Origin of the sequence: Priestia megaterium (assembly GCF_046599315.1) — a bacterium.
In the GTDB taxonomy this organism is placed as follows: domain Bacteria; phylum Bacillota; class Bacilli; order Bacillales; family Bacillaceae_H; genus Priestia; species Priestia megaterium_F.
In genome coordinates this window covers 243,915-258,678 of record NZ_JBKIKC010000001.1, presented here as the reverse complement: position 1 = coordinate 258,678, position 14,764 = coordinate 243,915, and the positions used below count along the sequence as shown (strand labels likewise).

17 protein-coding genes are annotated in these 14,764 nt (G+C 36.7%); 15 read left to right on the top strand and 2 right to left on the bottom strand.

The window, feature by feature from the left end; genetic code table 11:
- The first annotated feature begins 8 nt into the window (after positions 1-8).
- Positions 9-740, top strand: a complete 732-nt coding sequence (locus ACLHDF_RS01540; RefSeq protein WP_413917285.1) for a nucleotidyltransferase domain-containing protein — start codon at positions 9-11, stop codon at positions 738-740.
- 106 nt (positions 741-846) lie between these two features.
- Here the strand turns inward: ACLHDF_RS01540 and ACLHDF_RS01535 are convergent, their stop codons facing one another.
- Complete coding sequence (locus tag ACLHDF_RS01535; protein ID WP_413917284.1) at positions 847-1,590, bottom strand: SDR family NAD(P)-dependent oxidoreductase; 744 nt, start codon at positions 1,588-1,590, stop codon at positions 847-849.
- A gap of 117 nt (positions 1,591-1,707) precedes the next feature.
- On the opposite strand from ACLHDF_RS01535, the gene ACLHDF_RS01530 reads away from it, so the two are divergent.
- The 11 genes from ACLHDF_RS01530 to ACLHDF_RS01480 all read left to right on the top strand — a co-directional run bounded on the left by ACLHDF_RS01530 (position 1,708) and on the right by ACLHDF_RS01480 (position 10,308).
- A complete protein-coding gene (locus ACLHDF_RS01530; protein WP_413917283.1) occupies positions 1,708-2,550 on the top strand; it encodes a LysR family transcriptional regulator in 843 nt (280 codons plus the stop codon).
- A 224-nt stretch (positions 2,551-2,774) separates the two neighbouring features.
- Positions 2,775-3,194, top strand: a complete 420-nt coding sequence (locus tag ACLHDF_RS01525) for a GNAT family N-acetyltransferase (RefSeq protein ID WP_413917282.1) — start codon at positions 2,775-2,777, stop codon at positions 3,192-3,194.
- Between the two features lie 175 nt (positions 3,195-3,369).
- Positions 3,370-3,681: a hypothetical protein gene (locus ACLHDF_RS01520; RefSeq protein ID WP_413917281.1), complete on the top strand. Its 312-nt coding sequence runs from the start codon at positions 3,370-3,372 to the stop codon at positions 3,679-3,681.
- A 149-nt stretch (positions 3,682-3,830) separates the two neighbouring features.
- Positions 3,831-4,358, top strand: coding sequence for an RNA polymerase sigma factor (locus ACLHDF_RS01515; protein ID WP_413917280.1), 528 nt, complete (start codon positions 3,831-3,833; stop codon positions 4,356-4,358).
- The gene (locus tag ACLHDF_RS01510; protein ID WP_413917279.1) at positions 4,342-5,421 is read left to right on the top strand and encodes a DUF4030 domain-containing protein; all 1,080 of its coding nucleotides are present in this window, start codon (positions 4,342-4,344) and stop codon (positions 5,419-5,421) included. The genes ACLHDF_RS01515 and ACLHDF_RS01510 overlap by 17 nt, the downstream gene beginning before the upstream one ends.
- 67 nt (positions 5,422-5,488) lie before the next feature.
- Positions 5,489-5,752: a YesK family protein gene (locus ACLHDF_RS01505; RefSeq protein WP_413917278.1), complete on the top strand. Its 264-nt coding sequence runs from the start codon at positions 5,489-5,491 to the stop codon at positions 5,750-5,752.
- Positions 5,753-5,825: 73 nt separating this feature from the next.
- On the top strand, positions 5,826-6,551 hold the full coding sequence (locus ACLHDF_RS01500; RefSeq protein WP_413917277.1) for an ABC transporter ATP-binding protein: 726 nt from the start codon (positions 5,826-5,828) through the stop codon (positions 6,549-6,551).
- The gene (locus ACLHDF_RS01495) at positions 6,548-7,375 is read left to right on the top strand and encodes an ABC transporter permease subunit (protein ID WP_413917276.1); all 828 of its coding nucleotides are present in this window, start codon (positions 6,548-6,550) and stop codon (positions 7,373-7,375) included. The genes ACLHDF_RS01500 and ACLHDF_RS01495 overlap by 4 nt, the downstream gene beginning before the upstream one ends.
- A 17-nt stretch (positions 7,376-7,392) precedes the next feature.
- On the top strand, positions 7,393-8,163 hold the full coding sequence (locus ACLHDF_RS01490) for an ABC transporter permease (RefSeq protein WP_413917275.1): 771 nt from the start codon (positions 7,393-7,395) through the stop codon (positions 8,161-8,163).
- Between the two features lie 7 nt (positions 8,164-8,170).
- On the top strand, positions 8,171-8,848 hold the full coding sequence (locus ACLHDF_RS01485; protein ID WP_413917274.1) for a response regulator transcription factor: 678 nt from the start codon (positions 8,171-8,173) through the stop codon (positions 8,846-8,848).
- The gene (locus ACLHDF_RS01480) at positions 8,836-10,308 is read left to right on the top strand and encodes a sensor histidine kinase (protein ID WP_413917273.1); all 1,473 of its coding nucleotides are present in this window, start codon (positions 8,836-8,838) and stop codon (positions 10,306-10,308) included. The genes ACLHDF_RS01485 and ACLHDF_RS01480 overlap by 13 nt, the downstream gene beginning before the upstream one ends.
- 224 nt (positions 10,309-10,532) lie before the next feature.
- Here the strand turns inward: ACLHDF_RS01480 and ACLHDF_RS01475 are convergent, their stop codons facing one another.
- Entirely contained in the window at positions 10,533-11,399 is an 867-nt protein-coding gene (locus tag ACLHDF_RS01475) for an alpha/beta fold hydrolase (RefSeq protein ID WP_413917272.1), read from the bottom strand.
- Positions 11,400-11,654: 255 nt separating this feature from the next.
- Here ACLHDF_RS01475 and ACLHDF_RS01470 point away from each other — a divergent pair, with 255 nt between their 5' ends.
- The 3 genes from ACLHDF_RS01470 (at position 11,655) to ACLHDF_RS01460 (ending at position 14,354) form a co-directional block, all read left to right on the top strand.
- Positions 11,655-13,112 carry a S8 family serine peptidase gene (locus ACLHDF_RS01470; RefSeq protein ID WP_413917271.1) on the top strand — a complete coding sequence of 486 codons (1,458 nt, stop codon included), beginning with the start codon at positions 11,655-11,657 and terminating at the stop codon, positions 13,110-13,112.
- Positions 13,113-13,640: 528 nt separating this feature from the next.
- Complete coding sequence (locus ACLHDF_RS01465) at positions 13,641-13,967, top strand: FxLYD domain-containing protein (RefSeq protein ID WP_413917270.1); 327 nt, start codon at positions 13,641-13,643, stop codon at positions 13,965-13,967.
- Positions 13,968-14,027: 60 nt separating this feature from the next.
- Positions 14,028-14,354: an antibiotic biosynthesis monooxygenase family protein gene (locus ACLHDF_RS01460; protein ID WP_413917269.1), complete on the top strand. Its 327-nt coding sequence runs from the start codon at positions 14,028-14,030 to the stop codon at positions 14,352-14,354.
- Positions 14,355-14,764 lie beyond the last annotated feature (410 nt).

The following is a 14,764-nucleotide window of genomic DNA, read 5'->3' as shown; positions in this document are numbered from 1 at the left end:
GGAATACGATGAAAGAGCTAAAAAGAGTAGGGCCACTACAAGCAGCTAAACAATTTATTTTCGCCCATTATCCTAATTGTCAAGGCGCATTACTCGCCGGGAGCGTAATTAGAGGAGAAGCTACGCACACGTCTGATCTTGACCTTGTTATTTTTGATGAGAGTCTTACTTCTTCTTTTAGAGAGTCTCTCATTGAATTTGGATGGGCAATAGAGGTTTTTGCCCATAATCTGACTTCATACCAAGCTTTTTTTAAAAGCGACTTCGAAAGGGCTAGACCTTCACTACCGAGAATGATTTCCGAGGGAATTATTTTAGTGGATAATGGGATTGTCCAATCTATAAAAAAAGAAGCGAAACAATTACTAGAAAAAGGCCCAGAAAAATGGACAAAAGAGACAATTGAACTAAAAAGATATTTTATAAGTGATGCCTTGGATGATTTAATTGGTTCTTCAAATAAAAGTGAAGCACTTTTTATTGCCAACACGCTCGCTTACATAACGCATGAATTTGTTTTAAGAACAAATGGTCATTGGATTGGGGATTCTAAATGGATTGTACGATCTTTGAATCACTATAATGAAAGCTTCAGTAAAGAGTTCGTAGAGGCATTTGATACCTTTTATAAAACAAGGAATAAAGATAAAGTGATTCAACTAGTTGATAAAGTGTTAGAACCATATGGAGGCCGGCTATTTGAAGGATTTTCACTTTGGAAAAAGCGATTAAATGAGTAGCATAGTGCTTGTTAAAAGCTAAGTTTATATATCGTAACCCCACTACTGTTTCTTGCTAGTAGCGGGGTTTGTGGTTTAGGAATATTCACGTATGCTATGTGTGATATTAAAGAGTTTGTCCGTTATCAATCGTGAACACTTGGCCCGTCACAGATTCTTGCTTTAGCTGAAACAAAATAGCATCTGCAATATCTTCAGGGGAAGAAATGCGCTGAAGAGGTAAATTTCCTGCAAGCTGATACATCTTATCTTCGTTACCAGACCACCATCTTGTGTCGACTGCACCAGGAGAGATGCAGTTTACACGAATATCGGGTGCCAGTGCAATTGCTAACGACTTAGTCATCGTATGAATCGCAGCTTTACTTGCTGCATAGGGAATAGATGACCCGATTCCAGTTGTACCCGCAACACTTCCTACATTAACAATCGCTCCTGACTTTTGCTTTTTCATATGTGGAGCGACTGCTTTTACACAGTGAAACATGCCTTTTACGTTTACAGCATATAAGGAGTCCCATACATCATCAGTTGCAGACTCTAAGTCATTCATAGGAATTTGAGCTGTAATACTAGCGTTATTCACCAATCCGTCTAACCGTCCGAATTGGACAATCGTTTGATGGATCATTTCATTGACTTCGTGCTCGACGGCTACATTCGCTTTAAAAGCAAATGCCATATTTCCTTTTTCTACAATTTCCTCCACAACTTTTTTGGCTTCTTTTTCTGAGGCACTGTAGTTTATAACAAGTTTTGCGCCTTTGTCGGCTAACTTTAAAGCCGTTGCTTTGCCAACACCAGTGCCACCCCCGGTAATAATAAATACTTTATTTGTAAAATCATTCATTTCTTTAAACCTTCCTTTCTCTTAACATCTTTTATTATATATTCGATCAAAAAAAGGATATAATAGGTAATACTAAGAGAGGTATCATTTAAAATGATATCAACGGAGGAATTAGGAGTGGAAAGCCCAGACTTACGAATTTTTAAATGTGTTGCAGAAACAAAATCACTATCAAAAGCTGCAGAGGTATTAGGATATGTTCAGCCGCATATCAGCCAGCGAATGAAAAACTTAGAGGAGGAGTTAGGTACTAAATTATTGACACGTACGAATAGAGGAGTCACGTTAACAGATGAAGGGGAAGCTTTGTTTAACTATGCCCAGCGTATTTTACGTTTAATGGACGAAGCTAAAGCAGAAGTTAATCCAAATAAGTTTAGAAAATCTTTAGTCATTGGCGCTTCGCAGACGGTCTCTGCTATTAAAGTTCCTTCTTTATTTTCGTCTTTTCTTAAAGAATATCAAAATATTGAGGTTAAAATAAAAACAGATAGAAAACAAGTCTTACAAGAAATGCTTTCGTACGGAGAAATTGACGGACTTTTTCTTAGCGGAACTTATAACGAGGCGCAGTTTGATTCAGTTTATCGCTATGTAGAAAAGATGGTACTCATTTTACCTCCATATGAAGATAGAGAAGAAAACGCCCAACCAACGCTACTCATCAATAGTGATGTGAACTGCATCTATAGAAACAGACTATTAGCATTTTCTAGAGAACATCATATAAACAAGGGAAATATCATGGAATTTGATTCATTAGAAGCTATTTTACAAGGTGTCCGTGATGGACTTGGAATGAGTGTAGTGCCAGCTAGTATAGTAAATTCTCGTAGTGATATGCAAAGCATTCAATATCAAGAGCTTTCAGAAGACGTTCAAATTGATTTTGTGGTAAAGAAAGGGAAGCAGCGCTCGCAAAGTCTTAAAAAGTTTATTAGCTTTTTAGGCAGTCTATAAATCGAGTATTTATCTTAGGTTCAAATCGTATATGATTTGAACTTTTATTTTTGTCTACATTTTGATTAAAGGTAACTCCTTTTAGAATCTACTTATATATATTGAATATATGTTTTTTATAGCCTGAATACTCGTCATGATTTGAAAGATAAATGGATGATACACCAAGGACTTGTATTTTAAAGACCGAAATAGTTTATATAAAAAGAAAAGGAGTAGGTTCTATGAAGGTTTCCCTGTCAAATCGTATAGAAAATGTTGAATGGTCGAGGATGAAAGAAATTTATCACTCCGTAGGGTGGAAGAAACATGATGAAGAAAAGATCAAAAAAATATTTCAATCAAGCCATGCGGTAGCGATCGCTTATGACGAAGATAACATAGTAGGGTTTGGCAGAGCTCTTTCAGACGGTGTGTTTAATGCTGCCATCTATGACGTTGTGGTTGAAGAGCATTATCAGAATAAAGGAATTGGACAGCAAATTATAAGAAACCTGCTTACTCAGCTCAATGATATTTCCTGCGTTCATCTTGTTTCTACAGCGGGTAATGAAGAGTTTTACAGAAAAGAAGGGTTTCGTAAAATGAAAACCGGCATGGCTCGCTATTTAACCCCTGCCTTAGCCGAAGAATATTTAGAATGAGTTATGTCTAAGATTATCAACCAAGTGATATTTTTGAGTATGTGCCAAATGAATAAAGAAGGGGGCGTAGAAAAATTTATGTCCTCTCTTTCTTTTTGAGGGTGAGACTTTGTAATCTTTGTATTTTAACCTAGTAATATATGGTATTATTTTCTTTGGTTAGGAGGTATTTAAAATGAGTATCCCAAAGGAAATTAAGCCGATTGTATTAACGGTTATTTTGCTAGCAGCTGCGTTTGTTGTGTTTTTTGCGAACTGGCTGTTTCCGCAAAATTCAATTTTTCCAAGCAGGACGGGTGACTTGACCATTCCGCTGTGGCTGTTTTTGGCGATAGACATGGGCTTTATTGTTGCGTTAGTTTTAGGAGTTCGAACGAAGAAGCCAAGCGTTGTGTGGTTTAGCATTATCGCTAACAGTATCTTTTTTGTTTTGCTTTCTGGCGTGATGTTTTTATTAGCGATTGCAAATGGAATTTCTGAGCCGTAAGCCGTTGGTTAACTAAAAGTTTTATAGATTGTGATAGTAAAAGCTTTCTTAATTAGGAGAGCTTTTTTATTTTTGTAAATAAAAACCACAACTTTTTTCTCTAGATTACGTCTAAGTAACGAATATTAGTTAAAAGGATGGTCAGGACATTGGAAAATACGAAAAAAGAAGAAATTGAGCGTTGGTATGATGAACATAGTGACGCCTTATTAAAATTTATTTTGATGCTCGTAAAAGATTATCAGCAAGCTGAAGATTTGACCCATGAAACATTCGTAAAAGCCTATCTTTCCTATGATTTATTTCAGCAAAACGCTAGTGAAAAAACGTGGTTATTTCGTATTGCTCATAATGTAACCATTGATTATTTTAGAAAACAAAAGCCTACTAGTCTTTTAAAAGACTTTCTTCTTTCAAAAAAGGATCATGCTCGTTTACCTCAAGAAATGATTGAGCTTAAAGAAACCTCTTTAGAACTGTATCAAGCGTTAGGAAAGCTCAAAGATTCACATCGTAAAGTTATTTTACTGCGCAAAGTTCAAGATTTTTCCGTTAAAGATACAGCTACTATTTTAGGCTGGTCTGAAAGCAAAGTGAAATCAGCGCAGTTCAGGGCAATTCCTGCTTTAAGAAAGCAGTTAGTAAAGGATGGATATGTATATGAAAAAACCGTTTAATTCTTATATAGATGACAATTTACTAGAAAAATTAAATGAGGAGTTGATTTGGAAACCAACGAGAAAACAAAAGCACAAGCAAAGGCTTTTAGAAACAATAAATCAATTAGAATCTTCACAACCCGTAAAGTCTAAAAGCAATCTATTTTCTATAAAACAAAATCATCTTCTAAGAAATGTTATATATTTTGTTATTGCATTTTTTATTTTGAGCGGTGCATTCATTAGTTCAGCATTTGTTTTTCCAGCAATGGCGCAGGTGGTTGCTAAAATTCCTTATTTAGGACAGCTTTTTAAGCAAGAGCCTGTATCAGATGTATTGTATCAAGAGCTTGAGAAAAAAGGATATAAAACGGCTAGCGTGGGGCAGACTTATTATGGAGGAAAAAAAGAATTAATTGTATCGGTAGAAGGGTCAGAGAAGTATTTTAATAAAGTACGAGGAGATATCACTGACATTGCAACCAACATTTTATCGAAAAGGCAATATGATGCCTATACTTTTAAAACTGAAAGAATGGAGCCCTATGTCTATACAGAACCGAATGCACAAGAGAAGAAAATTGAAAAGATTCAAACCGATATTTCTACACAGCTAAAGAAGCATCATTATGACTTTTTAGTAGCTAACATTAGTTTTAGCTCTCCACCAAGGGTAGAGGTGGAAATTCCTAATACAGAAAAGAGAGTGGAAGAAATAAAAGCCGTTATTCACGCTGTTTTGGCTGAAAATAAGACAGAGAATGCTTCAATAAAAATAAAGAAAATAAACCTTCAGAAACGTGACCAAGACAATCGGTGGGGAAATATTATTACTGATGTGGGTGAAGATTTACTAGGAAAAGAGAAATATCATGTAAAGATGGTAGGCTATTCTGTTCATCCTGAACCACAAGTGCTTATCTACACTTCATTAAGCATTTCCCAGGACAATAAAAAATTTGCGAGTGAACTTGAAGAAATGATTAATGAATTTCTTGAAACAAAAGAAATGAAGAATAAAGTGAAAGATGATTCTTATCAGGTGTTGATTTACGGAAAAGGGAAGAAAAAGCTAAATTAAACACAGTATCTAAGTATCTTTCTCTATACGTTGATTAATAACAGGTATCTTGAAAGGTTGATAGATTATGATGATAGGCGGTCCTTTACTTATCGCACTGATACCAGGTGTACTTATACTTCTGTTAACCTGGCTGTTCAGAAGAATGAAATGGAACAAGGTGGTTAGAGTGCTTCCTTCCATGTTAACCGTTATTGCTGCTGTTGTTCTTTTTTATATTGGTTATGTAAAAGTAAGAGGCTTTGAAGGTGCTGGCTATTTGCTTTTATCCATATGTTTACTTTTGTTCGCGATTGCATCCTATATCATCGCTAAAAAGCCTGTAAGATAATTTTTATAAACTTTATAAATTCTTTATAAATTCTTTATAAATCCCTTCTATACTACGTGTAGGAGGGATTTATATGAATAATATCATTTTAGATGTAAAGAGTGTTTCGAAAAAAGTAAAGCGTCGTCACTTAGTGAAAGAAGTATCTTTTCAAATTAACAAAGGAGAAATATGCGGACTATTAGGGCCAAACGGTGCTGGTAAAACAACATTAATTCGTTTGTTGACGGGGTTAATTAAACCAACTGGGGGAGAAGTTTTCATTAATAACAAACATATTCTTTCACAAAGAAAAGAAGCGCTGCAAAGCGTTGGCGCAATTGTGGAGTCTCCGATCTTTTTTCCTTATATGACGGGAAAAGAAAATCTAACAAATTTAGCTCGTCTGCATTCATTTTCTACAAAACAAGAAAGGAAACAAAGAGTAAAAGAAGTGCTTGAAATTGTGGGATTAACCGGCAGAAAAAACGATAAAGTTCGAACGTATTCTCTTGGGATGAAGCAAAGACTTGGAATTGCACAAGCGCTGCTAGGTAACCCGGACTTATTAATATTAGATGAGCCGGCTAACGGCTTAGATCCAATGGGCGTACGTGAACTGCGCGAGCTGCTTTTTACCTTAAAACGTGACTATAACAAAACGATTCTGATTTCTAGTCATTTGCTGGATGAATTACAGCGAGTATGTGATCAAATTGTTGTGGTGAGAGAAGGAGAGCTAATATGGGACGGGGCTTTGGAACAGCTGGCTTCCGGTAAAAATCTTGAAGATGCATTTGTAGAGCTGGTGTCGCAATGAAGGAGCTGTTACTAGCGGAGTGGGAAAGACTTTGGAAAAGAAAAGTGACGTGGCTGACCTTTCTATTAGTGCCGGTGGTGCTGTTAATCGCTTCTTCCTATCTCCAAAAACAAAATGGAGCACTCACAGTGGATTTACCACAGTATACATTTGCTGGAAACTTTCCTGTACTGAGCTTAGCCGAAATGTTATTCACCGTTTTTAATGCCATGTTCTTAATTTTTATTACGCTTGTCGTTACCGGAGAGTACCGATCAGGGCAGCTGCGAATGGTCATGATACGCTCGTATTCGTTTAAAGAAATCATCATAGCGAAAGCCGCAGTGCTTCTGCTGTTTAACTTACTGTTTTTTATTACGTATTTTTGCATGAGCTACGCGATAGGCTTTCTGATGTTTGAACACCCGCAAAGCTACTTTGTGTTTTATCACAACCATGTTTTCAACATAAAAGAAGCGCTGCTATATAATCTTTCATTCTATGGATATGCTTATTTAACAACTATTGCGATATGCTCTGTTTTGTTTTTTATCTCTGTTATCAGCAAAACGACCACTACGGCTGTTGGAATTGGTGTTGCTTTTATACTGATCTCGTTTTCGTATCCTACGTTATTAACCGGGTTTAAGCAGTGGATAAGTCAAGAGCTCTTTGGACAGCTGTTTTTTACTTCCGTACCGATGATTCAATGGCAGGGTATTACAGTCATGATGGCAGAAAAACCGCAGTTTGTAGGCTGGAATCTGGGTATCTTAGGTTTTTATATTCTATTTTTTAGCGGCCTAACGTTTTTAGCTATTCGAAAAAAAGAATCATTTTTATAAAAAGGAGAGAAGAAATTATGACAGGACTTTTTATCAGTGAATTAGAGCGAACGTTTAAACGAAAAAAGACAGCGGTTGTATTAGCCGTGTACGCAGGGTTACTTGCTTTTATTTGGTTCTTTTTATTTCAAATGGGAGGCATTTCTTTTTTTGATGCAGACCATGCCGTGAAAATTGATTCCTTAAATTCGGCACCTTTGTTTCTTCGAGAGCTATCGTTTGTTATTACGTTTATCGTCATTCCTATGTTTGTTGCAGATAGCTTTAACGGAGAGTACACGTCGGGAGCTCTACGCATGGTATTAATTCGACCGCATCATCGTTTGAAGCTGTTTTTCATGAAATGGACAGTTCAATGTTTACTGATCTTTCTTATTCTTTGTATCACTTGGGTAGTGGGGACGTGCCTTGGAAGAGTAGCTATGCCTCATGTAAACGAAACAACGTTTTTGGGAGGACAGACTGTAGGGACTGTCGGAGCATTTTTATATTCACTAAAATTTTATGGGATTTGTTTTTGCATCTTCATAGCGGTTATCAGTATGGCCAGCATTATGAGTGTCCTAATGCCTAACTCTATTTTATCCTGCGTGGCAACCATTGGCGCTTTAATTGGAAGTGTCTATGTTTCAGATAAACTAAGCTTCTTTTTCTCCGTAACAGATTCTGTTTTTCATGAATTAAGCAGTTCAAACTCTGAATTTTTAGTAAACCTATTATTTCCAATTTTACTCATTAGCCTTATAATAAACCTAATCGTATGGAAAAAGAAAGAATGGGTAGGGTGAGTTGGAAATGAGTCAAACAATTTTACTAGTGGACGATGAAAAAGATATTATTTCATTTATGAAAGATGCGCTGCAAGATGAAGGATATGATGTGCTGTTCGCTTACGAAGGACAGGAAGCATTAAAAAAGTTAAAAATAAATCCAGACTTAATTGTGCTGGATGTGATGATGCCAGGCATGGACGGCTTTGCTCTTTGCGAACTGATCCGAAAAAGCATATCATGCCCCATCATCTTTTTAAGTGCAAAACAAACGGAGCAGGATCGAGTAAAAGGACTATTAGTGGGTGGAGATGATTATTTAGTTAAACCTTTTAGCATGAAAGAACTAAAAGCCCGGATTTACGCTCATCTGCGCCGAGAGCAGAGAATCAGCAGTAATTCTTATAACAGGCTTCATTTTGGAGAGTTAACCATTGATTTAAACGGATATCAAATTCTACATAACAATGAAGTGATTCCGTTTACTTCGAGAGAATTTGAGATCATTCATTTTTTGGCTCTTCATCCAGGACAGGTTTTTACACGTGAGCAGCTGTATGAAAAAGTTTGGGGCTACGACGCGGAAGGAGATTCGTCTACTATTACGGAACACGTGAAGAAAATCAGAGCAAAACTATTAAAATATGACGAAACACCCTACATCTCGACCGTTTGGGGCATTGGCTACAAATGGGTAAAATAAAAAAATGGATGCACCGAGCAACGTTAAAGGCACAGTTTGTTTTATCTTTTCATTTGATCTTGCTGTATAGCTTGCTCGCTACGCTTTTAACGTGGGGCGTTGTGATCACAGTTAACTGGGTTCTTATGCCCGGAGCACTAAATCCCGCGAATTATTATGAAAAAAAAATTCCGGGTATTCTTCAGTTCGTGAAAGAAAAAGAAGATGCGCTCCTTTCTAAAGATGCTAAAAACCAAGTAGAATCTGTTATTCCGCTAGAAGGAATGGATTATCAAATTATAAATAAAGAAGGACAAACCGTGTATGGATCCATGTCCACTTCATACATTAAGAGTAAACGTGATTTTTATTCTCAAGTCAATACCAATATACATGCAGGTAAGTACATTATAAAGGTTTATCCGCTTTTTAATTCAAAAGACGAAATAAATGGGGCCATTGCGTTAAGATATCAATTAAATATGGCTTCGACTAATCCAAATATTAAATGGATTGTTGCGCTTGTAACGTTTTTATCGTTAGCCAGTCCGTTTCTTTACCTTTATTTGTTTGCTTATTTGTTTGGAAGACGATTTAGTAAAAAAATTGAACGGCCTTTTAACGAGCTTATGACAGCCGCAAAAAATATTCAGCATAATAATTTGGATTTTTCGCTGTCCGTGACTCAAGACGCAAAAGAATTAAGTCAGCTCTTACATGCATTTGAAGAAATGCGAAAAGAATTAAAGCAATCGCTATCTAAACAATGGCAGCTAGAAGAAGACCGGAAAGAAATGACTGCTGCGATTGCTCATGATTTAAGAACGCCTCTTACGATTATTCATGGCCATACAGAAATTTTAGTAGAAGGAAGCAAAAAGGACCCAGAGAGGCTCAATAGATATTTACATACCATTTACACGAACACGCTTCGATCTATTCAACTATTAAATCAGCTGCAAGAAGTCTCGGTCATAGAAAATCCGGGATTTACTGTAAAACGAGAACCTATCGATATTAATACATTTGTGCATGAGAAAGCAGACGAATTTCAGCTTTTATGTCAAAAAAAAGAGATTACATTTTTATCTTCGATTAGTGAAACGCAAGCACCAAACCAATTTTATGGAGATCCTCAGCGCATTTCTCAAGTGTTAGATAATATCATTACAAACTGTATTCGATATACTCCTGAAAGAGGCCAAATAGTTTGGAATACCGTGATTCATCACAACGAAGTGATATTCGAAATACATGATACCGGTCCTGGCTTTGCGTTATCGAATAAAGAACAGCTATTTAAAAAGTTTTACAGAGAAGATGCGTCAAGGGCAGGCGGACATGGAAACTTGGGGCTAGGTCTTTATATTGCTCATTCCATTGTGAAAAATCATGGAGGAAGCATCACGGCTGATAATAAGGATAAGGGAGGGGCTTTAATCAAAGTCGTTCTTCCGATGGGAGAAGAAGTAAACTCGTAAAAAAGAACCCTGTAAAAAGAGGGTTCAAAAAGGGTAAGTAAGAAAGAAAAATGTACATATGTTCCTTTGGGGGGAATCTGTACAATAATATTTATACCCCTTATACACTTATCAAAACGCTTAAACATAACCCAATAATATAAAAATAGCTGATAGTAGATTTTATAATCTATAAAAAGGACTGCAAAGCGTTTTTATCCAGCACTTTGCAGCCTTTTTTTATTTTATTTGCGTAAAAAGTCTCTCATAAATCCATTCACTTTTTCCGGCTGCTCATGTTGAGGAGCATGTCCTACACCATCTAAGCGGTGAATCGTTACATGTGGAACGTACTCTTCAATACCATCTAAATTACTGTTTTCAAAAGCTTCGTCCGCATTTCCCCATATAATTAAAGTGGGAGATTGGAACACTTTAAGCGGCAGTGCAACAGGTTTATGAACACGCTCTTCAAATGGATAGAGAGAAGACGCACGGTAGTAGTTAAGCATGGATTTCATTGCATTCGGCTGATTCCACGCCTCTACATATTTAGCTTCTTCTTCTTTTGTTAAATAGCCTTTTTTAATGCCGGGCTCCGTTAGCATGTTTCTTAGTTTTTCACTATTATTTGCTAATAACTCATCTTGAGAATTTGGCTCTTGGAAAAAGCTCATATAGCTGCTAGCTTCTCGTTGAGCAGGGTTTTCAGCAAGTTCTCTTATAAATGTGTAAGGGTGCGGTGCATCAAACATAACTAATTTTTTTATATACTCGGGATACGTATAAGCAAATGCCCATGCAACGGCGCCGCCCCAATCGTGTGCCACTAACACACATTCTTTTTCACCAAATGCCTCAATTAATTGTTTTACGTCTTCCATTAGAAGGGGCATGCTGTAAGAAGAAATTTCTTCTGGTTTGTCTGATAAGTTATAGCCTCGCATATCTACAGCTACCACGCGATAATCTTTAGAAAACTCTTCTAACTGATGGTGCCATGTATACCAAAAGTAAGGAAATCCGTGTAAAAACAGCATAAGTTCACCTTCACCTTTTGTCACGTAATGAAGATTCACATCATTTACTTTTACATAACCGTCTTTAAACATGTTACTCATCCTTTCGCTTGTAACCTTTACTATAAAGCAACTGTACTCTTTATTATTTGATGCATCAAATAATAAGGTTCCTTTAGACGATAAATAGGCTATAAAACTCGTTAAAAATCCTTATTTTGGTTATTGTTTGTGAAATATAACCCCATTCTTATTTTAAAAATCATAATCTATTAGAAAAACTTGGAATTTAAAAGAGGATGTAATAAGATAGATATGATAAATATTTCCATATATAGGAGGAGACATATGCAAAAGAAAATTCTACATACGGTGCTTTCGCTTGCAGTAGGAGCTGGAATACTTTCCGTTGGTGGAGTTCCTACCCAAGCCGAGAGTCAAGATCAAAAGGTAAGTAACAGATACGCAATCGCTTTTAAAAATGGATTACCAGACAACTATCAAGAGATTATCCAAAAAGCTGGTGGTAAAGTCACTAAATCGCTTCCTGAGGTGGGAGGAATAGAAGCTCAATCTGAACAGGCTTCTTTTCTTAACAATTTAAAAGGAAATTCTTCAATCGAAGCTGCTAACAGAGAAATTCCTCTAACCTTGGACAAAACAGCAGTTAGTCCTTATAACTATCAATCTAGTATTATCAGCTCACAGAGTTCAGAGAATTATTGGGATTCTCAGTGGGATATTCAACGAGTGACAAACGGCGGAAAATCTTATGATATAGAAACAGGCGGGTATAAAAATAAAGACGGCAGTACAACTCATAAAGCGGTGGTGGGAGTTATTGATACAGGAATCGATGAATCTCATCCTGATTTAAAAAATAATATACTGGGTGGACGTAATCTTGTGCCTGCTGGAATGGATGAATCTGAAACAGGGGATCCCGCGGATATAAAAGATCGTAATGGACACGGTACGCATGTTGCCGGAATCATTGGAGCAAATGGAAAAGTAAAAGGAGTGGGACCAGAACTTGGAATACGCTCTTATCGCGTACTGTACTCAGAGCAAGCTCTTGGGCTGCCAGCTTGGATTATAGACGGAATTATCGCCGCAACAAATGATGAAGTTGATGTTATTAATATGTCTCTTCGTTTTTATAATAACAACAAGATGACTATTGAAGGAGAAAGCTATAAATCGATCGCTGAAACGCTGCTTTGGAAAAGAGCCATTCAGTATGCCGTGAAAAATGGTGTAACGGTCGTAGCCGGTAGCGGGAATGAAAGTTTGAATTTGGATAATAAAAAAGAAGTAAACGACTTTTTAAATAACATGTATGAACCATATGGAATAAGTGTCAAAGGGCCCGCAACTGTTGTACCGGCACAAATGCCAGGAGTGATTAATGTGTCAGCTTCCACAAAATGGTCAACTCAGCAGCTTGCTTTCTATTCTAATTATGGAAACAGCGCCATTGACGTAGCGGCTCCAGGAGGAGATTTTGGAGAAAAATATGCTAAAACCAATGATCCTGCAGCGGCTGATCCAAGTAATTTAATCCTAAGTACATGGCCTACTTATTTAGGGACTTCCTACGAGCTGAACGCCGGTACTTCTATGGCCACTCCTCAAGTAGCTGGAATTGCAGGAGTTCTTAAAGCGGCTCACCCTGAATACAAACCTGCTCAAGTAACAGCACGCATTAAGCAAACAGCTTTTGACTATGGAAAAAAAGGACACGACGCTTTATTTGGTTCAGGAGAAGCAAATGCCTATAGAGCGTTAAAAGATATAAAGAACTAGCGCTTGTAATGAATACAGCAAAAACCTCTCTAAAAGCAATTTTTAGAGAGGCTTTTTTAAAAAATCACCGGCCTTGGCAATTCCTAAATTAGATTCAAAGTCAGTAATGTAAATACAGGCATTCGTATATTTGTCATATGAAGTAAAACTGCTTCTGGGAGTACTACTGGCAATCTTGTTAATTCTAGCTGGATGCAACAAGGAAACGGACACTGCTCAGCATAAGAAAAAACAAAAGAAGAGAAAATAAAAATAGTAGAAGAAAAGAGTTATACACTTGTAGATTCCGTCACTCATGATCATGTACTGAGCTATTCTGCGGTTATAAAAAACGAAAGCAACAAAACCCTTAACGTAAACGATACGACTATAAAGTATGTAAATAAGAGTGGAAAAGTAATTGACCCGCATATCATTCCAAATGACCCTGACGTTCATCTAGCCCCTTATATTTTAAAACCGGGCCAGAAAGGATATATTTCAGCAGAAGGAATTATTAACAAAGAGCCAGATACATATGATGTAAAGGTGAATATTAATCCTATAAAACCGGCAAGCGATGTAAAAAGATTGAAGGTTAAAGACGACGCAGTCAATCAGGAAAAAGATAATCATATCTTACATATCACAGGGACAGCTACAAACAATACAAAAGAACCTATCGAGTATATGATGGTTGGTGCAGCCGTATACGGAAAAAACAATGAGTTTATAGGAACTACATTTCAATCGGAAGAGGCGCAGCTAACTCCTGGAAAATCAATTTCTTTTAACTCGATTTCGTCTCAAATCCCTGACAAAGAACTAGCAAAAGTGAAAAAATATAGAGTAGTAGCTTCTACGTATCAAGAGTAAAAGAGTCTTCATGTTAGACTCTTTTTGCTATTAACCCGACTTTAAAAGGAGGAAATCAATATGACTGGAATCGCTAAAACCCCCGAACCGCCTTACTATGCTGTTATTTTTGCTTCTGAAAGAACGGAAGGTGAGAAGGGATATGGAATAATGGCAGATAAAATGGTAGAGCTTGCATCTAAACAAAAAGGCTTTTTAGGAATAGAATGTGCCAGAGATAAAGACTTAGGAATTACTGTTTCGTACTGGGATTCTTTAGAATCAATAAAAATGTGGAAAGAACATTCGGCCCACCGCGCAGCACAGCATAAAGGGAAAACAGAATGGTATCAAAATTTTTCGCTTAGAGTGTGCAAAGTGGAGAGGCATAGCTTCTTTGAGATGTAAGGAGTGATGTGTACTGAGCGTTTTCTAGTGGTGGCTGTTGGGGAAGATTTGACTTAGAAAGTTACTCATCGGAGCAATTAAAGAAAAAGAGCAAATTTTTTTGGACTGCGTTTATTTCTAAACGAAGCGAAGGGCTAAAGAAAATAGTAGATGCTGATTATCAAAGAAAACTTTTATGATATTTTATATTAGATCGGAAATACTGGTATATGGTTGGCTGTTTTAAAAAAGAATGCTGTAAGGGAGATAAGCCGTTATGTTTTTTATCATTATAGGATTTATAGCCGTCTTTATCACTTTGTGTTCGTTGGAAGCAAAGCTAAGAATGATCGTCAAACAAAATGATAGAGTAATTGAATTACTTGAAAAAAAGAATAGGGGATAAGGAAAACACTAATTAGTTCAACGTT